Origin of the sequence: Pseudarthrobacter sp. PS3-L1, assembly GCF_030063285.1 — a bacterium.
Classification (GTDB): Bacteria; Actinomycetota; Actinomycetes; order Actinomycetales; family Micrococcaceae; genus Arthrobacter.
In genome coordinates this window covers 890,790-909,997 of the sequence record NZ_JASISU010000001.1, presented here as the reverse complement: position 1 = coordinate 909,997, position 19,208 = coordinate 890,790, and the positions used below count along the sequence as shown (strand labels likewise).

Here is a 19,208-nt window from a genome sequence, read left to right as displayed (position 1 = left end):
CCCTGCAGGCCACACGCCGTACCTTGAACCCTGGGTGGGCTGCGGACGTTCCTGCCTCAGGCCGCTACCGCAGCGCGGCTGGCGACAAAGGCACTGACGCAGGCTTCGACATCCTCACTGCTGTGCGCTGCCGAAAGCTGCACCCGGATCCGGGCAGCACCCTTCGGAACCACGGGATAGCTGAACGCCGTGACAAACACTCCCTGGTCCAGCATGGAGTCGGCAACCCGGGCTGCCATCACTGCATCGCCGAACATGACGGGGACAATGGCATGTTCACCGTCCAGGAGGTCAAAGCCCTCCTCGCTCATGCGGCGGCGGAAAAGACCCGCATTCTCGAAGAGCTTTTCCCGCAGTGCAGCGGAATCGCGGACCAAACCGATGGCGGTCTGTGTAGCAGCAACGATGGCAGGGGCCAGCGAATTAGAGAAGAGATACGGGCGTGCCTTCTGCCGGAGCATGGCAACAACTTCGCTGCGGCCAGAGACGTAGCCGCCGGATGCACCGCCCAAAGCCTTGCCAAACGTTCCTGTGTAGATGTCCACGCGGTCCGAGACTCCGGCGTGCTCAGGTGTACCGGCACCGGTAGCTCCCATGAACCCCACCGCATGGGAATCATCAACCATCACCAGCGCATCGTAGCGGTCGGCGAGATCGCAGATGTCCTGCAGCGGGGCGAGGTAGCCATCCATGGAAAAGACGCCGTCGGTGACGATGATGGTCCGGCGCGAGGGTGCCTGTCCACCCGTGGCTTCCTGGAGTTTGGCTTCCAGATCCACCATGTCCCGGTTGGCGTACCGGAAACGCCGTGCCTTGCTGAGGCGGATCCCGTCAATGATGGAAGCATGGTTCAGGGAGTCCGAGATGATGGCGTCTTCGGGTCCAAACAGGGACTCGAACACGCCGCCGTTGGCGTCAAAACAGCTGGAGAACAGGATCGTGTCCTCCGTGCCCAGGAAATCGGACACTGTCTTTTCCAGCGTCAGGTGCAAATCCTGGGTGCCGCAGATGAATCGCACCGACGCCATACCGAACCCGCGGTCATCCATGGCCTGCTTTGCCGCCTGGATAATGTCCGGGTGATCTGCCAGGCCCAGGTAGTTGTTGGCGCAGAAGTTCAGCACCGTGGCAGCGTCCTTGCCCAACTGGCCCGCTTCAATATGGCTGGCCTGGGGCGAATCGATACGCCGTTCCGTTTTGAACAGGCCCGCAGTGCGGATCCCGTCGAGTTCGCTCTGGAGCTGGTCTTTAATGGCTGAGTACATGGGGGCCGCCTTGGTTTTCGTGCCGTTCGGGATTCTGGGCTAGGGAGAGGATCAGAGTGCTGTCCAGTCGAGGACCACTTTGCCGCCGCTGCCGGACCGTGCCGCCGCAAAGCCCTTCTCCCAGTCTGCAGCTGGCAGGACATCCGTCACCACTGCGGAAATCCCGGCATGGAGTGTGGGGTTGGAGGACAGCATGGCGCTCATGGCGTACCAGGTTTCGTACATTTCACGGCCGTAGATACCTTTGAGCGTGAGCATGTGGGTCACCACTCTGGCCCAGTCAATATCGATCGAGCTGGTGGGCAGCCCCAGCATGGCAATACGTCCACCGTGGTTCATGTTCTCGATCATCTCAGGCAGGGCCGTTGGATGTCCTGACATTTCCAGCCCAATATCAAAACCCTCGCGCATGCCCAGTTCTCGCTGTGCGTCCTTGACACGGGTGGTCGAGACGTCGATGGCCACGTCAACGCCCAGGTCCCTGGCGATTTTCAGGCGGGAAGCGGAGACGTCGGTGATGGCAATCTTACGAGCGCCGGCGTGCCGGGCGACGGCGATTGCCATCAGGCCGATGGGCCCGGCACCGGTAATCAGCACATCTTCTCCCACCAGGGGGAAACTCAGCGCGGTATGGACAGCGTTTCCGAAGGGATCGAAGATGGCGCCAAGCTCCGGTGTCACCGAATCATCGTGGTGTACCCAGACGTTGGTCTCCGGGATGACGACGTATTCCGCAAAAGCACCGTCCCGCTGCACACCAACGGAAACAGTATGGATGCACATCTGCCGCCGCCCTGCCCGGCAGTTGCGGCAGATGCCGCAGACAACATGTCCCTCGCCGGAGACCCTGTCGCCCAGCTTGACGTCACGCACGTCTTCGCCAATCTCAACCACTTCGCCGTAAAATTCGTGGCCGGCTATCAGCGGAGCCTCGATCATGCCCTGCGCCCAGGTGTCCCATCCAAGTATGTGGAGGTCGGTCCCACAGATTCCGGTGGTCATGACCCGGATCTTGACGTCGCCCGCACCAGCCACCGGCTCGGGCCTGTCGGTGAACTCGAACCCGGCGTGTGCGCCTGATTTGTACAGGGCCTTCATGGACTGTCCTCACGTGGTGCTGGCGCAGCAGCGCTGCTGTTCTTGAAACAATTGAAGCCCGCAGAACAATGAAGTACAACTGGATTTTACTCAATCCACGATTTAGCATTTGCTAATGGAAATCTCCCAGTTGCAGATTCTCCGTGAGCTTGGTGAACTGGGCAGCGTCAAGGCTGTCGCGGAGACCCTCATGGTGACCCCCTCTGCCGTCTCCCAGCAACTTGCCCAGCTCCAGCGTTCCGTAGAGGTTCCGTTGACGCGGAAAGAGGGACGCTCCCTCGTCCTGACAGATGCCGGTCAGGTCCTGGCCGCAGCTGGCGGAGCAGTGGTCAGCGCCATGGCCGATGCCCGTGCTGCCATTGGTGCATTCCATGACGCCCCCGACGCATCCGTGAGCGTCAGCGCATTCCACAGCGCAGGTCAGGCGTTTTTTGCACCACTACTGGCACGCTTCACCAGCCATTTCCCTGGCACCATCCCGCCGGGCAGCGGGACAAAAGGACAGCTCCGGTTGTCCGACGAGGACGTAGCCCAAGAGGATTTCCCGCACCTGACCGCCCGCTACGATCTTGTCCTAGCGCATCGCATGGACAACAGCCCCGACTGGCCGCGAGAGCGGATCTCGGTGCTGCCCCTGGTGGCCGAACCCCTGGACGTCGCCCTGCCTGCCAACCATCCGTTGACCGCCCGGCTGGAACTGACGCCGGCCGACGTCGTCGGCCAGCCGTGGGTAACGAGTCGCGACGGCTACTCCCCCGCAGACGTCCTGGCTGCGATAGTGGCTGTCAGCGGACAGCCCGCGACGGTTCTGCACCGCATCAACGACTACTCAACGGTATCCGCCCTGGTGGCCGCTGGCGGAGCTATTGGCCTGGTGCCCCGCTTTACGGGGCAGGGGTCGCTGGGTGGGGCAGTGGTTCTCCGCCCCCTCGTTGGAGTCAACTCGGTCCGCCGGATCGATATCCTGGCCCGTCCGGAGACCCTCAAACGAAAATCCGTGCGCAACGTCTGCGCGGCTCTCGAACAGGTCGTTGCTGAGCTGGTGATTGCCCCTTAACCCCGCGAGGTAGCGCTCTCTGTCGTCATGGACTCACGGAACGACAGGTAGCGCTACCTCGATGGGAAGGTGGCAGAGTCAGCCCTCGACGCCGAGCTTCGCCAGGATCAGCTCACGCACACGGCCAGCGTCTGCCTGGCCGCGCGTGGCCTTCATGACCCCGCCAACAATTGCGCCGATGGCCTGAATTTTGCCGCCACGGATCTTGTCAGCGACATCTGGCTGGGCTGCAAGCGCAGCATCAATAGCTTCAAGCAGGGGTCCATCGTCCGACACTACGGCCAAGCCGCGGGCCGCGACAATCTCCTCCGGCGTTCCCTCACCGGCGAGCACGCCGTCGAGGACGGCAGCCGCCATCTTGTTGTTGATTTTCCCACCATCAACCATGCGGCTCAGTTCCACGATCGTGGCAGGCTGGACACCCAACTGGCCGGGATCGACGTCGGCATTCTTGGCGCGGCCCACAATCTCACCCATCCACCATTTACGGGCCACGCTTGCTGTGGCACCAGCTGTGATGGTCTCCTCGATCTCGTCCATGACGCCGGCGTTGACCACGTCGCGGAATTCGAGGTCCGAGTAGCCCCAGTCGGCTTGCAGTCGCTTGCGGCGCTCTGCCGGTGGCTCGGGAAGGGTGGCGCGGAGTTCCTCGACCCATTCGCGCGACGCGACAACGGGTACCAGGTCGGGTTCTGGGAAGTACCGGTAATCATCGGCATCAGACTTGGGCCGGCCCGAGGTGGTGGTGCGCGTGTCCTGGTGCCAGTGCCGCGTCTCCTGAACTATCAGCTCGCCGGATTCCAGCACAGCGGCGTGCCGCTGGATCTCGTACCTGACGGCGTGTTCGACGGCGCGCAGGGAGTTGACGTTTTTGGTTTCCGAACGAGTACCAAAGCGTTCCCGGCCGTAGGGACGCAGCGAGACATTGGCGTCACAGCGCACGTTGCCACGCTCCATCTTGGCATCGGAAACACCCAGGTTCTTCACGATTTCGCGAACAGCTGCCACATAGGCCTTCGCCAGTTCCGGTGCACGTGAGCCGGCGCCCTCGATGGGTTTGGTGACGATCTCCACCAGGGGAACACCGGACCGGTTGTAGTCCACCAATGAGTAGTCGGCGCCCTGGATCCGACCTGCCGCACCACCCATGTGCGTCAACTTTCCAGCATCTTCTTCCATGTGCGCACGCTCGATCTCCACGCGGAAGACAGTACCGTCAGAGAGCTCGATGTCCAGGTAACCATCAAAAGCGATGGGATCCTCATACTGTGAGGTCTGGAAGTTCTTGGGAGTATCCGGGTAGAAGTACTGCTTCCGCGCAAACGTGCACGACTCGGCAATGGAGCAGTTCAGTGCCAGCCCAATCTTGATCGAAGACTCAATGGCGGCCCGGTTGACCACGGGCAAGACGCCGGGCAGTCCCAGGTCCACCTCGTTGACGTTGGTGTTCGGCTCATCACCGAAAACGTTCGGCGCGGAGGAGAACATTTTGGTCTTGGTGTTGAGCTCAACGTGGACCTCAAACCCCAGGACGGGGTCATACTTCTCCATGGCTTCTTCGAAGCTCAGTGTTGCATCAGACATCAGAGGGAGCCTCCGTGGTTAGGAGCGGCTGTGACCGCTGACGAATCTACAGAATCTGCCGTGGACGCCAGCGCAGGTGCGCGGTCCAGCATTGGTCCGCCCCAGCTCTGCTCCAGCAACGATTCCAGGACGGCACCCACGCGGTACAGGCGGGCATCTTCCCGAGCCGGCGCGAGCAACTGGATCCCCACGGGCAACCCGTCCTCATCTGCCAGGCCGCCTGGCAGGGACAGCCCAGGTACACCTGCCAGGTTGGCCGGGATGGTGGCGACGTCGTTGAGGTACATGGCTAGCGGATCGTCAAGTTTCTCCCCAAGGCGGAACGCCGTGGTGGGAGCTGTGGGCGAAATCAGGACATCAGCCTGCTCGAACGCAGCATCGAAGTCCCGCTGCACAAGGGTGCGGACCTTCTGGGCCGAACCGTAGTATGCATCGTAGTAGCCGGCGCTCAGGGCGTAGGTTCCCAGGATGATGCGGCGTTTGACCTCATCACCAAATCCGGAAGCGCGGGTGGCTGCCATCACGCGTTCGATGGTCAGCGGCGGATCTTCTGGCAGGACCCGCAGACCGAACCGGACGCCGTCGAACTTGGCAAGGTTGGACGACGCTTCCGACGGCATAATCAGGTAGTAGGCACCCAGCGCGTATTGGAAGTTGGGGCAAGAGACCTCAACGATCGTAGCTCCGGCATTCCGCAACAAATCAAGGGACTCGTTGAAGCGGTTCTCCACCCCCGGCTGATAACCCTCGCCATGCAGCTCTTTGATGATGCCGATGCGCATGCCCTCGACATTGCCCATCCGCGCTGCAGCTACAAGATCCGCCAACGGTTCGGGGAGGGACGTTGAATCGAAGGGATCGTGCCCGCCAATGACCTGGTGCAGCAGTGCGGAGTCAAGGACCGTCCGGGAGACGGGGCCAATCTGGTCCAGGGAGGAGGCCATGGCAATCGCGCCGTACCGGGACACGCTGCCGTACGTGGGCTTCACTCCCACAGTGCCGGTCACAGCACCTGGCTGCCGAATTGAACCACCAGTGTCGGTACCCAGCGCAAGGGGCGCTTCGAACGCCGCGACGGCTGCAGCGGAGCCACCACCGGATCCTCCCGGTATGCGGTCGAGGTCCCATGGGTTGCGGGTGGGGCCGTACGCCGAGTGCTCGGTCGACGATCCCATGGCGAATTCGTCAAGGTTGGTCTTGCCGAGGATCGGCATTTTCGCGGCCCTGATCCGCTTGATGACAGTGGCATCGTAGGGGCTGTGCCAGCCCTCAAGAATCTTGGAGCCTGCCGTGGTGGGCTGGCCTACAGTGACAATCAGGTCCTTGATGGCGATCGGTACGCCGGCCAGTTCATGCAGGGCCCCGGCCGCCTCGCCGCCAGTTGCACGGATGGCGTCCACCTCTGCCGCCACAGCAAGAGCTTCTTCGGCGTTAACGTGCAGGAACGCGTTGACGCCCCGCTCGCCGCCGTCGACGTCGGCAATCCGGTCCAGGTAGGCCTGCGTGGCCTCCACGGAGGTTACCTCCCCTGCAGCAAGTCTGTTCGCAAGGTCTGCAGCAGAGAGGCGGATCAGTTCACGCGCCGGGATGGCCCCGGTAGGAGTTTCAGTCATGTTCTACGCCTCATCCAGGATTGCGGGGACCTTGAACCGGTTCTGCGCTGCGTCAGGAGCACCAGAGAGTGCCTGTTCGGCAGAAAGGGTATGTCCCACCACATCCTCACGGAAGACGTTTGTCAATGGGATGGGGTGGGACGTCGCCGGGACGCCATCACCTGCAGCTTCGCTGACGGACTTCACGGAATCCACAATGACAGCCAGCTCTCCGGCCATCCTGTCCAATTCGTCGGAACTCATCTCGATGTGGGCCAGTCGCGCCAGGTGCGCAACGTCCTCACGGTTGATCGCAGCCATGGATCTCCCCTGCAAAGTCGAAGTATTTTCCGGTCAAGTCTACGTGTCTTGACCGGTACAGACTTCATCGCTGGCGAGCCCACGTCTACTCCAGCATCGGACAGCAGCCCTGGAGATCAGCCTTCGCGGTTCTCGAATTCAAGGTCCAGCTCGTGATGACGGAAATCCGTTTCGGGATTCGATTCACCCTCGGTGACGACCTCATGATCGAGTTGACGCTGGATCTGGCTGTCGAGGATCTGCAGCTTCCCATCTTTGAGGTCCTCAAGTTCCACGGGGAAATCATCTTCAGGGGTAAGACGGAAGTTATCTGACACGACATTCCCTTTCACCGGCAGCACTCCATACGTAGGACACCTGCTCGCCCACCATCATATGCACTGCATTTCCCCCAGTGAACCAACACGAGTGGGGGGTTAGTGGGTGGCTTGTTCTGGGTGTTCTTTCCAGCAGGCGAGGATGGTGGTGGCGGTTTGGTAGGCGAAGGCTGCGGGGGTGATTTTTTCTGGGCCTAGTGGTGTGGTGATGTTGGTGGCGTTGACGTGGAGGATCATGTTGTCTTTGAGGAAGACAACTGATCCTGCGGTGTTTTTGTAGGCGGGGAAGCCGAGGTTTTCTAGGCCTTTGATGTCGGTGGCGTTGGGGACTTCTACCTGGAGGGCTTCGAAGTAGGTTTTCGCGGCTGTTGGGTCGGGGGTTTCCTTCACGGAGATGATGAAGTCGCCCTCGGTGAGGTGGTAGGTGCAGGTGAAGATTTTATCGGTGAAGTCACTGATGCTGTGGGGGGCTTGGGGTAGGCCTAGCCGGGTGGCCATGTCTTTTTTGACTTCGTCGCCGCAGACCATTTGCGCCGCTTCGGTGGGGCCCTGCGCGGTGGTCTGGGCTGTGGTGGATCCCCCGCCGTGATGACTGGCCCCGGCCGCTGGGGTACTAGCAGCGGCGCTGGCGGTACCGGCCTCGTTTCCTGGGGCTGCGGTGGTGGCTCCTGTTGCCGCGGCACAGCCAGAGAGGAGCAGGGTCGAAAGAGCCAGTGTGCTGATCCAGCGGTGTGGATGATTCATGGTGTTCCTGTCCTGATACTCAATAAGCCGTGCCGGTCTCCTGCCGTGCCGGTCTCCTGCCGTGCCGGTCTCCTGCCGTGCAGGTCATCCGCAGTGCGGTGTGGTGGTTAGGTTTGGAGTTGGGCGTAGATGACGTAGTTGTCATCGAAGAGGCCCGTGGCGGGGTCGTAGCCATCGCAGGTGATCAGGCGTAGTTCCGGGCCGGGGGTGTTTCCGTAGACCTCCAGGGTGGGGAAGTCTTCTTTGCTGTAGGCCGCGCCGCGGGTGACGGTGAACGTGGTGATCGAGCCGTCTTCGGCCCTCACGGTGATGGGCTCTCCAGGGGTGAGGTCCCGGAGCCTGGCGAAGACACCAGCGCTACCATCGGGTGAGTTCACGTGTCCGAGCATGACCGCTGGCCCTGGTGAGCCAGGGACCGGCGAGCCGTTATACCAACTCGCGGGAACGTTGTTTTCCGTCGCTGAGGGTACCTCCAGGGACTTGTTCTCACGTAAGCCCAGGGATAACAACTCGGTACTAAGGCCAACGGAAGCGATCTCCAAAGAGACCGGCGGCGAGGTCCGTACCGGGACCGGTTCCTGGGTAGGGGCAGCCACGGGCCCCGATGCTGCCGGCCCTGACGGTGAAGGTGCCGGTGGTGGTGTGGTGGTTGCGGAGGTAGGCCCTGAGGTGGGTTCCGGGCCTGCAGCGGGTGTTCCCGCGCACCCGGTCAAGGCGATGATCGCGGCGACCGCGGATGCTGTGAGGCATCCGCGGTAACCGTTCGAGCGTGTCATCAAGGGATGATCGATTCAGGCAGGGACAGGTGCTTAGGCTGCGGCCCGGCGACGGATCATGTAGGCCCCGCCAGCAAGAGCTACCAGTGCCAGGCCACCACCAAGGGCAATAGCCCCGGTGTTATCAGTAGCCGTTGTGGCAACACCGGTATCAGCGCCACCGACAGGCATGGCCATCTGCCCTGCAGCGAGAGTTCCACACAGGGCCGGTGAGGTAGCTGCCAACGGCAGTGAAGGCACCAGGTCAGAGGGTGCAGCAGCAGCCTCAGGGCTCAGTGTTGCCGGGTCCAGGCCGTGGACAACAACAACAGCAGTGCCATCATGGAGGGACTTCGCGGATTCTGCACTGAGCTCAAAGGTCCGGTCCACCGTGTAGGAAGAACCCTGACCGGCGACCGTGAGGTCCAGCGCAGCAGCCGGGCTGGTATCACCACTGGTTGAGAGCGTCTGGCCGATAGCACCGTAGAACGGGGCGCCCTCGGTCGTGGAGATAACCCCATCACCACTAGTATCAGCCGACGGTGCCGGGCACACACCCTGAGCACCAATGTGGATGTGCTGCACGTGCGGGTACGGGGCATCCATGAACGTCTCGGCCAGGCCCTGGACTTTCAGAACAGCATGGGCGGTAGTACCGGTGACGTCCACCGTGACAGTACCCGTAGCCGTGCTCCCATTAAGCTGGCCCAACGTGGACTGGTACGACTGATCCCCATCCGCCGCCATGGCCGGAGCCGTGGAGAGCGCCAGGGCACCAAGAGCCAAAGTCGGAACAGCCAAAAAGCGAAGTGTCTTGTTCATTAGGAAAAACTCCTCATTGGAATGACGTGCTGAGTAAGGGTGATCGAGATAACTGATGTTCGCTGCCGTAGCGCGACCGGATGGGTCCCGCTGTGAAATTCAACACACCTCGAACAGCCATAGCGTACGACACATCTTGGCTTTTATAAGCATGCTTGGTGATGCATATGGGCCTGTCAGCGTCATGTAGGAGCTTCTCAACGAATCGGCTGACGCAAATTTGAGCAGAAATCCAAGGAAAAACAGCTGCCCCGCGATCTGTGGATACACACCAAAACATCGACTTCTGAGCGGCGGGGCCTAGGAACTGCCTGCAACTTTGCCGTGGAGCTGGACAGCAGAATTGTGGGAAACGTCGGGCTCACCAACAGTGAGGACCGCCACCGGACCAACAATCCTGCATCCTGCTCCGTAGCGACAAGGGCCGGCTTCCTTGCGGAAGGTATTGAACGAGCGAAGCTGGAGTATGGCTCCTAGCGTTTCGACGTCGAAACCCATGCACGGCTCGCCTCGGACCCTGTACCGGACCTGGACCCATTTCGCCTTCGGCTCGACATGCGCTGACCCGCAGCGCTGCAAGAAACACCACCGAGCAAGTCCGCTCTCCGCAAAGCTGTGGCAGGAGCCGCCGCGGAGGATCACAGCCGGGCTTAAGTACTGCTCCCTGCTGGTCGTTGCCGCCAGAAAGTGGCAGGGACCAGCAGGGAGCAGCCCGTGAGGGGAAAACTAGCTGATACCGATTGCCCCGGTCAGCACACCGATTCCGAGCATAACCAGGGAGACCACGGCCGTGCGCCAGAGGACCTTCTTGTGATGGTCACCCAATTCCACCTTGGCGAGGGTTACCAGCAACAGGATGGCGGGCACCAGCGGACTCTGCAGGTGGAAAGGCTGGCCGGTAATTGAAGCTCGGGCCATGTCTGCAGCAGGAATTCCGTAGTGGCTTGCGGTCTCGGCCAAGACGGGAAGGACTCCGAAGTAGAACGCATCGTTACTCATAAAAAATGTCATGGGGATGCTGAGCACTCCAGTGATGACTGCCATGAACGGACCCATGCTGGTGGGAATGATGTCCACCAGCCACGCTGACATGTCCGCCACCATGCCGGTGCCGGTGAGCACTCCGGTAAGGACCGCAGCGGCCAGGACCATACTGACGACGGCCACCACAGACGACGCGTGGGCAACCAGCTGTTCGCCCTGCTCTTTGACCTTGGGGAAATTCACCAGCAGCGCGATCGCGGAACCGACCATGAAAACGTAGGGAAGCGGAACGAGGTCTGCCACCAGCATGCCCATGACGGCCACAGTGAGGATCAGGTTGAACCAGAACAGCTTGGGCCGCAGGCTCTTGCGGTTGGGATCAAGGGCAGTCCCGACCATGGCGGAATCAAGGTCATCAGCGAGAGTTTCCGATCGCTCAAGAAGCACGACGCCGGATTCCTGCGGTTCCAATCCGCCAGCCGGTGCGGGGGTGCGGGCGCCGCGGCCGGAATCAGCGGCAAAGGTGCCGGGTGTTGCTGCAGTGATACCGCCGTCGTCCGTTCCTTCACTGAACCGGTCCTCCGGAGTGGACCAGAGACCTGGCTCGGTGGCGCGGAGACGGTTGCGCTCCTGCAGGCCCAGCAGCCAGGCGAACACCATAACAACGATCAGGCCAGCGATAAGGGAGGGGATCATGGGCACAAAAACGTCGTTGACATCGATGTTCAGAGCGGTGGCGGCGCGGGCTGTTGGACCGCCCCAGGGCACAATGTTCATGGTGCCGTTGGCAAGGCCTGCCACACACGTCAGGACCACGGGGCTCATCTTCAGCCGCAGGTAAATCGGCAGCATTGCCGCAGTGGTGATAATGAAGGTCGTAGAGCCGTCACCGTCCAGGGAAACTGCCGCGGCCAGGATTGCCGTCCCGAGCACCACCTTCGCAGGGTCATTGCCCAGCTTGCGGAGAATAAATCTGACCAGCGGGTCAAAAAGCCCGACGTCGATCATCAGACCGAAGTAGATGATGGCGAACATCAGCAGGGCGGCCGTCGAGGTCATGGATTTCATGGAATCCAGCACCATGTCGCCAATCCCGAGACCAGCGCCTGCAAAAAGTCCAAAGATGGTGGGGACGATGATGAGCGCCAGCACTGGCGTCAACTTCTTCGTCATGATCAGCACCATGAATACCGCGATCATTGCGAATCCAAGTATTACCAGCACGGCCGGCTCCTTACATGTGTTCAGCGTCACGGCGGTGTGACGCGTGCTACAGACACTAGGGTGGTGCGGATCACTCCCGTGCCTTTGGCCCAATTGATTGGCATACTGCTCATTGGGAGCGTTGTGCGCATTGTGCTCATCAGGGCTCGTTCGTCGCGGGACTTCAGGCGTTGCCGCGTGAATCGTGTCCCGTTTGTCGCCTACCAGGGACGCACCCCTCTAGGCTTGAGCCATTCCCTGCACTACCGTCAAGGAGGACCATGCAGCGTTCCATGCCCCGGGGCCCCGTGCGGTTTTCAACCCAGACCCTGCTGCTGCAGCTGGCCGTCGTGACACTTGTGGTGGTGATCAGCGCGTCGGTTCATGCCTGGCTGACGTATGACAGGGTGGGCAAGGAAGCAGAGAACCAGGCACTCACGCTGGCCCGGACAGTGGCTTCGGACCCCAGATTACGAGCCGACGTCCTTGCCATCAGCAGCCAGCATGGCACTCCCCCGGCGGACACCCTCGAAGCCGGTCCGGTGATGGCCACCGCAGAGTCGGCGCGACTGCGCACTGGCGCCCTGTTTGTGGTCATTACGGACGAGACGGGACTCCGGCTCGCGCACCCGGACCCGGACAGGCTTGGCGAACAGGTCAGTACGGATCCGTCCGATGCCCTGTCCGGGGCGGAAGTCACCACCCGGAACACGGGGACCCTTGGCGCATCCGCCGGGGCAAAAGTTCCGGTCTACGCCCCGGATTCAGCCACCGTGGTGGGCGAGGTCAGCGTGGGGTACTCGATGGAAACGGTGGCCCAGAGCATCACCCGCGACATAACCCCCGTTGCACTGACCGCGGGATTGGCGCTGCTGGTAGGCACTGCGGCGTCCTTCCTGTTGCGCCGCAGGCTCCATCGGCTGACCCTGGGGCTGGAACCGGAAGAAATCAGCACGCTTGTTCACGATCAGGTTGCTGTCCTGCAGGGGGTCGACGACGGCGTCATCGGGATCGCAGCAGACGGCAGGATCAGCGTCTTCAACGCTGCCGCGCAGCGCCTTTTGGCGCTCCCGGACCTCTCCGGGGCCCATTGGGGCAATGCCCCTGTCCCATCAGCGCTGCACGCCCTGACCCGCCCGCAGATGGACGACGCCGATGCTACCGAACTGGTGGCTGGCGGCCAGGTACTGGTGGTCAGCGCCCGGAAGGCCGTCCGGGGAAACGAGGACCTGGGGTGGGTGATTACACTGCGGGACCGTACCGAACTGCAACAGCTGACCCGGCAATTGGACGCCGTGGGAACCATGTCGACAGCGTTGCGCGCCCAACGCCATGAGTTTGCCAACCAACTGCACACACTTGCCGGTTTCATGAGCATTGGCCAGCACCAGCAGGCCCGTGACTATCTTGGCCAGCTGGTGGCCACCGGACCGCTGAAGTTTCCCGTAGACCAGGCAGAACTCCTCCAGGACCCCTACCTCCAGGCCTTCATTGGAGCCAAGGGAGTGGAGGCGGACGAACGTGGCGTAGCGCTGCGGATCGGCCCCGAAACACTTGTCCGTGGCCAGGTTACCGACCCTCAGGACGTCACAACAGTCCTGGGCAACCTGATCGACAACGCTGTCCGTGCCGCCGTTGCCGGCTCAGCCCTCGAGCGTTGGGTGGAGGTCGAGGTACTGGATGAGGCCGGCACCGATCCCGGCATCCTGTACGTGGTGGTGGCTGACTCCGGCGATGGAATTGCCACCGGCACAGCTCCCGAGGCCATTTTTGCCGAGGGGTTCACGACGGTGGAAGCTGCCGACGGCGCAGGAACGCTGGGATCGCGTTTGCTCGGCACCAGTGGCGGACAGGGCCTGGGCCTGGCACTGGCCCGCCACCTAGCCCGCCGACGCGGTGGCGACATCACAGTCCTGGATACAGGCTCCAAAGGCGGCCCAGGCGCCGTGTTCATGGCCACGCTTCCGGGGACCGTTACCCATCATCTTCTTCCCGAGCCTGCCCCGGATTCACCTGCCGGGGCAGCCAACAGCAAGGACCACCATGACTGATGACTTCCGCGTCCTGATTGTCGACGATGATTTTCACGTTGCGAAACTGCATTCGGCCTACGTGGATTCAGTAGCTGGATTCATGGCGCTTTCGCCTGTCGGGACCGTGTCCCTTGCACTGCAGGCGATTCACTCGTTGCGACCCGACCTGGTGCTCCTGGATGTCTACCTGCCCGACGCCTCGGGCCTGGACCTGCTGCAGCAACTCGATGTCGACACCATCATGCTCAGTGCGGCGTCTGATGAAACGTCGCTTCGCATTGCGTTCAGGCGCGGAGCTCTGGGTTACTTGCTGAAGCCCTTTACGTCAGAATCCCTCTCTCAGCAGCTGCGCTCCTATGCCCGGTACCGAAGAATCCTCGGCCAGCCGGGAGCTTTCGATCAGGAATCAGTGGAACGGGCAAAAAGGGCATTGATCCCGGGAGACGTCACGTCCTCGACCAAGCCCCGGTCAGCCACGGAAGCAGCGGTGCTGGAGTCCCTGGTGGCTGGTGAACAATACTCCGCTGCCGAAGTCGCAGCTCGGGTTGGAGTCTCACGCGCCACGGCGCAACGGTACCTTTCCTCGCTCGCGGACGACGGGGCCGTGGACATTGCGCTGCGGTACGGATCCACGGGGCGTCCGGAACACCGCTACGGCCTGTTGGCTCGCTGACCGTCTGCCGGGAAGGTCGAACGAAACCGCTAGAGCACCATCCGGTACACCAGAAGCTTGACGTCTGTATCCGGAACAACCCAGTCGCGCTCCGGCGTGCGTTCGAAGTTGAATGCCCGGTAGAGCCCATGCGCGCTTTCCCAGGTGACGCCGGTGGTCAGGGCAACAGAATCTATTCCCTGCATCCCGCGGGCGTGCTCGATGATTGCCTGGACCATGGCCCGGCCCGCTCCACTGCGCTGGACATCCGGGTCAACCACCAGCATCCGGAATTCCAGCTCACCCGGCCTGGCAATGTCAGCATACGGCTCGCCAGCAACTGCCAGCGTGACAGACCCGACAATGGCGCCCTGGCGTTCGGCAACCCAGATCACTGCCACGGCCGCGCGGTCTGCCACCTGCTGGATGCGCTGCATGTACGGATGGCTGCTGTCCTCGAAATATCCCGCTGCGAGATAGGAATCAACAGTAATTCTGGCTATCTCGGAATAATCTGCGGGTACTGCGGGACGAATCAGAATCTGGGATTGCACCTACCAATGCTAGACCCTGAAACGCACCGCCACGGACCCTCACGTATCCGGGCCCTTCCCGGCGGTCAGTTCGCGGGTGGTGGTCAGCCGCGTCCTGGGGCGCAGGGTTCCCCGGAGGAACGCCGCAGTCACTAGCCCGGCCCTGTTCGTGACCTTCCAGGAACGCATGACCCGGCCCAGGTGCCACTTCACTGCCTGTGAGCTGTAGTCAGTGGCCCTGCCAATTTCCTCGTTGGTTTGCCCCTGCGCAGTTCTAAGAATCATTTCCAGGGCGGAGTCGTCGACGCCACCAGGAATAGCAACAAGCTCCATCCTGTCCGCCGGTTCATTGGGGTCTCCTGGCTGTGCTGCCGGACTGCGACCATGAACGCTGGACCACGCGCTGGCCCAGCAGGCAGCCAGTTCGGTGGCCACCACGGAGGCCCGGCCCAGCAGCGTGGCAAGTTCCGTCGCTGAAAGTTCCGCATGGTGGGGTTTCAGGAAGGCGGCAAACACCCGCAGTGCAGGGATACCACCGTGAAGAACTGTCAGCAGGGCTATATCTGCGGTCAGGATGGACTGGGCGGAGGACCGCACAGCCTCGACGCTTGAGCGCGCCAGAGGTTCACCGGTATCTAGACAGTTCAGGACGTCCGGAAGAACAGCCGGGACAATTTCCTGGTAGCGGGCAAACAGCCACTGGCCATCCGGGGACTGGTCGAAGACCTCCTCCATCAGCAACGCCGACTGCAGGTCCGCGCAGCGATCCACCAAGAAAGTCATACTGCTCCTCTGATTCCGCCCTAGCTCGTCACCACCGTTGCGTCCGGGGCAGCGACTGGCCTTTCTCCGAAAGGCTAACCACACATGCACTGTTTTGTCCTGTCACAGCCCCTGTCTCCAGCAATCCTGCGATCAGGTCGGGGCCCTAACGTGGTTCCGGAGTTACAGGGGGAACTTGCCGGAGAGTTCCAGGGTTCCGGCGCACGTCCACGCAGCCAGACGGTCTTCGTCGGATGGGCCACCCTCCAGCGGGCTGGTCATCCGTGGCCTGCGCACCCAGCAGCCGGCTTCCTCAGCCACGAGCGCGCCAGCGGCAAAGTCGTGCTCATTGAGGCCGCGCTCGCCATAGGCGTCATGGGTGCCCTCTGCGACGAGGCATAGATCCAGCGCCGCAGATCCGAGGCGGCGAACATCGGCGAAACCTTCCATCAGGTCCCCGAGTAGCTCTGCCTGCTCTGCACGAACGGCAGGATCGTAGCTGAACCCCGTTGCCAGGATCTGCCCAGTCCGGCCCGGCTGTGGACCTGTCAGTTGGGTTACGTGCCCGGCACTTTCCACCCATGCCCCCTGTCCCCGCGAGGCGAAGTACACCTTTCCCAGCGCAGGCGCATCGACGACTCCGGCCAGCCAGACACCGTCGGCATCCGCGACGGCCACTGACGTTCCGTAATAGACAATATTGCGGATGAAGTTGGTGGTGCCATCAAGCGGATCAATGGACCACCTGTATCCTGACGGATCTGCGGGCCGGGTGGGGCCTTGCTCTTCGCCGGTGATGGAATCGTGCGGACGCTCCAACGCTATGACATCCCGGACAGCGGTTTCGGCGGCAAGGTCATACGCGGTCACCCAGTCCCCTGCCTGGCCCTTGTTGTTCACTTCCGTGGCAGCAGCGAGAGTTCCGTCATTGCGCCCAGCAAGGACGTGTGCGCCGGCAGCAGCAGCCTTTCGGGCAACCCTAAGTAACTCGGCGAGCGTCCGGTCCTGATGGGGCGTTCCTGGACTCTGGCTCATTCGGAAGCTCCTGATGCGTCGGTCGGTTCAGCGTTCGGATCTTTGGGATCAGTATCCCCAACGGAGGTGTCGACGGCGGATATCTCACCGGCGCCTGCCATGGGGGGTGGGCCATTTTCCAGGAGGTCACGGAATCCGTCCTCGTCCAGAACGGGCACCCCCAACTGTTCTGCCTTGTCCAACTTGGTGCCTGCGCTTTCACCGGCAACCAGGAAGCTGGTGTTCCTGGAGACGGAACCTGCAGCCTTTCCACCGCGGACCAGGATGGCTTCCTTGGCCTCGTCACGGCTGAAATTAGGTAGCGATCCGGTGACAACCACCGTGAGGCCCGCCAGGGTTCGGGGCGTGGATTCGTCGCGCTCGTCTGCCATGCGGACCCCAGCCGCCTCCCACCGGTCAATGATCTCGCGGTGCCAGTCCTCGGCGAACCATTCTTTCAGCGCAGCGGCAATAGTTGGACCTACGCCGTCCACGCCAGCGAGTTCCTCTTCCGAGGCATCCCGAATGGCCGCCATGGTCCCAAACCACGTAGCCAGTGCCCGTGACGCGCGTGGGCCAACGTGCCTGATTGACAACGCCACAAGGACCCGCCAGAGCGGCTGCTGCTTGGCCTTGGTGAGTTCCTTGAACAGCTTGTTAGTGTTTGCTGTGGGCTTGGAGGGTGTCTTCGCAGTGGCCTTCGTCCAGAAGTACGGCACAAGGTCCCACGTGCCCGTCCCCACACCTTTGGTCCGCTTTTCCCGCCAGACCATCACCTCGGCCAACCTGTCTCGGAGCTCATCCGAGCCGGAATCCGCCGCCAGGTCAAAGAGTTGGGACTCGTTGTGCAGTATGCCCTCGCCAGCAGGTTCCGCTCGTCCACTCAGCGTTGCGGGATCGGGGCCCGGCCCGGATGTCAGGGCAATCGCGGCTTCCCAGCCCAGGGCCTCGATATCGAACCCACCCCTGCCTGCCAGGTGAAAAACCCGCTCCCGCAACTGTGACGGGCACGATTCTGCATTGGGGCAGCGGATGTCCACGTCCGTTTCCTTGGCTGGGGCAAGCGGCGTCCCGCACGAGGGACACACCGTGGGCATGACGAAGTCGCGGACCGGCGGATCCTGTTGGTCGCGGAGCGCCAGGACAGGGCCAACAATTTCCGGGATGACGTCTCCGGCCTTGCGCAGCACCACGATGTCGCCAATTTTGACACCCTTGGCCTTGACCACGTCCTGATTGTGGAGAGTAGCCATTTCCACAGTCGAGCCTGCAACTTTTACGGGTTCCATCAGCCCGAAGGGTGTGACCCGTCCGGTGCGGCCAACATTGACGGCGATGTCTAGAAGTTTTGTGTGGACTTCCTCTGGCGGGTACTTGTAGGCAACAGCCCAGCGGGGTACCCGGGACGTGTACCCCAGCGCCCGCTGCGTGGCGAAGTCATCGACCTTGATGACAATGCCATCAATTTCGTGGAGCAATTTGTGCCGCTTGTCACCGTTGTCCCTGATAAACGCGAGGACCTCGGCCAGGCTACCGAGCACTTTGGAATAGGGGCTGACTGGCAAGCCCCACGCTTCAAGCTGACTGTAGGTGGCGGATTGGCTATCCGTTTCCAGCCCTTGACGGGCGCCAATACCGTGGACGAACATCCGCAGGGGCCGTTTTGCGGTCTCGGCCGGATCCTTTTGCCGTAAAGAGCCGGCAGCACCATTCCTGGGATTCGCGAGGGGTGCTTTTCCCTGCGCCACCAGTGTTTCGTTGAAGGCAGCAAACTCTTTGGAGGGGATGAAAATCTCTCCGCGGACCTCCATCTCTGCCGGAAAGCCGGTTCCCCTGAGCTGTCGCGGGATTTCCTTGATGGTCAGGACGTTGTGGGTAATGTCCTCCCCCGTGGTCCCGTCACCGCGAGTGGCAGCACGGATCAACTCGCCATCACGGTACAAAAGGTTCACTGCGAGGCCGTCAATCTTCAGTTCCGTCAGCCATCCGGAGCCGGAACCACCGACTTTGTCTATGCTGGCCTGGGCCTTGGCTATCCAGGCTTCGACTTCGTCGATGGAAAAAACGTCTTCCAGGCTGTACATCCGTTGAAGATGGTCCACGGCGGCAAATGCTGCCGACACCTCGCCTCCCACCTCTTGGGTCGGAGAATCGTTGGACGTCAGTTCCGGATGCAGGGCCTCGAGTTCCTCCAGCCTGCGGAAGAGCTCGTCGAATTCAGCGTCAGAGACCACTGGCGCGTCTTCCTGGTAGTACGCAAAGCGGTAGCTGCGCACCTTGTCTGCGAGGGTGTCGTACTCCTCCCGCAGCGCATCTGAGGGAACGAGGCCGCCGCGGGCTGAACCGGCGCCGGCCTCGCTCTCATTGGCCTCGAGGACCATGTCCGACCCGGAGACGGCGGTGGGTAGTTTTCCTGATGCTGTGCTCACGAATCCATCTTGCCCTAACGCGCGGACATTTTGGGCGGCGGGT

At 61.9% G+C, this 19,208-nt stretch carries 19 protein-coding genes; 4 read left to right on the top strand and 15 right to left on the bottom strand.

Annotation, left to right across the window (positions count from 1 at the left end; all coding sequences use genetic code 11):
• Window positions 1-56: 56 nt before the first annotated feature.
• Together QMG79_RS04110 and tdh are read right to left on the bottom strand one after the other, a co-directional pair.
• Window positions 57-1,265 carry a glycine C-acetyltransferase gene (locus QMG79_RS04110; RefSeq protein WP_283537273.1) on the bottom strand — a complete coding sequence of 403 codons (1,209 nt, stop codon included), beginning with the start codon at window positions 1,263-1,265 and terminating at the stop codon, window positions 57-59.
• Between the two features lie 51 nt (window positions 1,266-1,316).
• Window positions 1,317-2,363, bottom strand: a complete 1,047-nt coding sequence (gene tdh, locus QMG79_RS04105; RefSeq protein WP_283537272.1) for an L-threonine 3-dehydrogenase — start codon at window positions 2,361-2,363, stop codon at window positions 1,317-1,319.
• A 115-nt stretch (window positions 2,364-2,478) separates the two neighbouring features.
• On the opposite strand from tdh, the gene QMG79_RS04100 reads away from it, so the two are divergent.
• Complete coding sequence (locus tag QMG79_RS04100; protein WP_283537271.1) at window positions 2,479-3,420, top strand: LysR family transcriptional regulator; 942 nt, start codon at window positions 2,479-2,481, stop codon at window positions 3,418-3,420.
• 78 nt (window positions 3,421-3,498) lie between these two features.
• Here QMG79_RS04100 and gatB read toward each other — a convergent pair whose 3' ends face one another.
• From gatB to QMG79_RS04070, 6 genes are all read right to left on the bottom strand, one after another.
• Window positions 3,499-5,004 (bottom strand): Asp-tRNA(Asn)/Glu-tRNA(Gln) amidotransferase subunit GatB, encoded by a 1,506-nt coding sequence (gatB, locus tag QMG79_RS04095; protein ID WP_502934689.1) that lies wholly within the window; start codon window positions 5,002-5,004, stop codon window positions 3,499-3,501.
• Window positions 5,004-6,617: an Asp-tRNA(Asn)/Glu-tRNA(Gln) amidotransferase subunit GatA gene (gene gatA, locus QMG79_RS04090; RefSeq protein ID WP_283537270.1), complete on the bottom strand. Its 1,614-nt coding sequence runs from the start codon at window positions 6,615-6,617 to the stop codon at window positions 5,004-5,006. Before gatA ends, gatB begins: the two co-directional genes overlap by 1 nt.
• A 3-nt stretch (window positions 6,618-6,620) precedes the next feature.
• On the bottom strand, window positions 6,621-6,917 hold the full coding sequence (gatC, locus tag QMG79_RS04085; RefSeq protein ID WP_283537269.1) for an Asp-tRNA(Asn)/Glu-tRNA(Gln) amidotransferase subunit GatC: 297 nt from the start codon (window positions 6,915-6,917) through the stop codon (window positions 6,621-6,623).
• 116 nt (window positions 6,918-7,033) lie between these two features.
• The gene (locus QMG79_RS04080; RefSeq protein WP_283537268.1) at window positions 7,034-7,234 is read right to left on the bottom strand and encodes a hypothetical protein; all 201 of its coding nucleotides are present in this window, start codon (window positions 7,232-7,234) and stop codon (window positions 7,034-7,036) included.
• Between the two features lie 99 nt (window positions 7,235-7,333).
• Window positions 7,334-7,978 (bottom strand): hypothetical protein, encoded by a 645-nt coding sequence (locus tag QMG79_RS04075; protein ID WP_283537267.1) that lies wholly within the window; start codon window positions 7,976-7,978, stop codon window positions 7,334-7,336.
• Window positions 7,979-8,085: 107 nt separating this feature from the next.
• Window positions 8,086-8,454 carry a sortase domain-containing protein gene (locus tag QMG79_RS04070; protein ID WP_283537366.1) on the bottom strand — a complete coding sequence of 123 codons (369 nt, stop codon included), beginning with the start codon at window positions 8,452-8,454 and terminating at the stop codon, window positions 8,086-8,088.
• On the opposite strand from QMG79_RS04070, the gene QMG79_RS04065 reads away from it, so the two are divergent.
• Window positions 8,366-8,737: a hypothetical protein gene (locus QMG79_RS04065; RefSeq protein ID WP_283537376.1), complete on the top strand. Its 372-nt coding sequence runs from the start codon at window positions 8,366-8,368 to the stop codon at window positions 8,735-8,737. The two genes, QMG79_RS04070 and QMG79_RS04065, sit on opposite strands and share 89 nt — an antisense overlap.
• Window positions 8,738-8,787: 50 nt before the next feature.
• Here QMG79_RS04065 and QMG79_RS04060 read toward each other — a convergent pair whose 3' ends face one another.
• The 3 genes from QMG79_RS04060 to QMG79_RS04050 all read right to left on the bottom strand — a co-directional run bounded on the left by QMG79_RS04060 (window position 8,788) and on the right by QMG79_RS04050 (window position 11,763).
• Entirely contained in the window at window positions 8,788-9,555 is a 768-nt protein-coding gene (locus QMG79_RS04060) for a GVDTG sorting domain-containing protein (protein WP_283537266.1), read from the bottom strand.
• A gap of 300 nt (window positions 9,556-9,855) precedes the next feature.
• The gene (locus tag QMG79_RS04055) at window positions 9,856-10,053 is read right to left on the bottom strand and encodes a hypothetical protein (RefSeq protein WP_283537265.1); all 198 of its coding nucleotides are present in this window, start codon (window positions 10,051-10,053) and stop codon (window positions 9,856-9,858) included.
• A gap of 228 nt (window positions 10,054-10,281) precedes the next feature.
• The gene (locus QMG79_RS04050) at window positions 10,282-11,763 is read right to left on the bottom strand and encodes a CitMHS family transporter (RefSeq protein WP_283537264.1); all 1,482 of its coding nucleotides are present in this window, start codon (window positions 11,761-11,763) and stop codon (window positions 10,282-10,284) included.
• Window positions 11,764-12,023: 260 nt separating this feature from the next.
• Between QMG79_RS04050 and QMG79_RS04045 the strand changes: the two genes are divergently transcribed.
• Complete coding sequence (locus QMG79_RS04045) at window positions 12,024-13,793, top strand: sensor histidine kinase (protein WP_283537263.1); 1,770 nt, start codon at window positions 12,024-12,026, stop codon at window positions 13,791-13,793.
• Window positions 13,786-14,448: a response regulator gene (locus QMG79_RS04040; RefSeq protein WP_283537262.1), complete on the top strand. Its 663-nt coding sequence runs from the start codon at window positions 13,786-13,788 to the stop codon at window positions 14,446-14,448. Before QMG79_RS04045 ends, QMG79_RS04040 begins: the two co-directional genes overlap by 8 nt.
• Window positions 14,449-14,477: 29 nt before the next feature.
• On the opposite strand, the gene QMG79_RS04035 is transcribed toward QMG79_RS04040, so the two are convergent.
• From QMG79_RS04035 to ligA, 4 genes are all read right to left on the bottom strand, one after another.
• Window positions 14,478-14,981: a GNAT family N-acetyltransferase gene (locus QMG79_RS04035; protein WP_283537261.1), complete on the bottom strand. Its 504-nt coding sequence runs from the start codon at window positions 14,979-14,981 to the stop codon at window positions 14,478-14,480.
• 39 nt (window positions 14,982-15,020) lie between these two features.
• The gene (locus QMG79_RS04030; protein ID WP_283537260.1) at window positions 15,021-15,743 is read right to left on the bottom strand and encodes a helix-turn-helix transcriptional regulator; all 723 of its coding nucleotides are present in this window, start codon (window positions 15,741-15,743) and stop codon (window positions 15,021-15,023) included.
• Between the two features lie 162 nt (window positions 15,744-15,905).
• Window positions 15,906-16,757: an inositol monophosphatase family protein gene (locus QMG79_RS04025; RefSeq protein WP_283537259.1), complete on the bottom strand. Its 852-nt coding sequence runs from the start codon at window positions 16,755-16,757 to the stop codon at window positions 15,906-15,908.
• Complete coding sequence (gene ligA / locus QMG79_RS04020; RefSeq protein WP_283537365.1) at window positions 16,754-19,117, bottom strand: NAD-dependent DNA ligase LigA; 2,364 nt, start codon at window positions 19,115-19,117, stop codon at window positions 16,754-16,756. Before ligA ends, QMG79_RS04025 begins: the two co-directional genes overlap by 4 nt.
• Window positions 19,118-19,208: the final 91 nt, after the last annotated feature.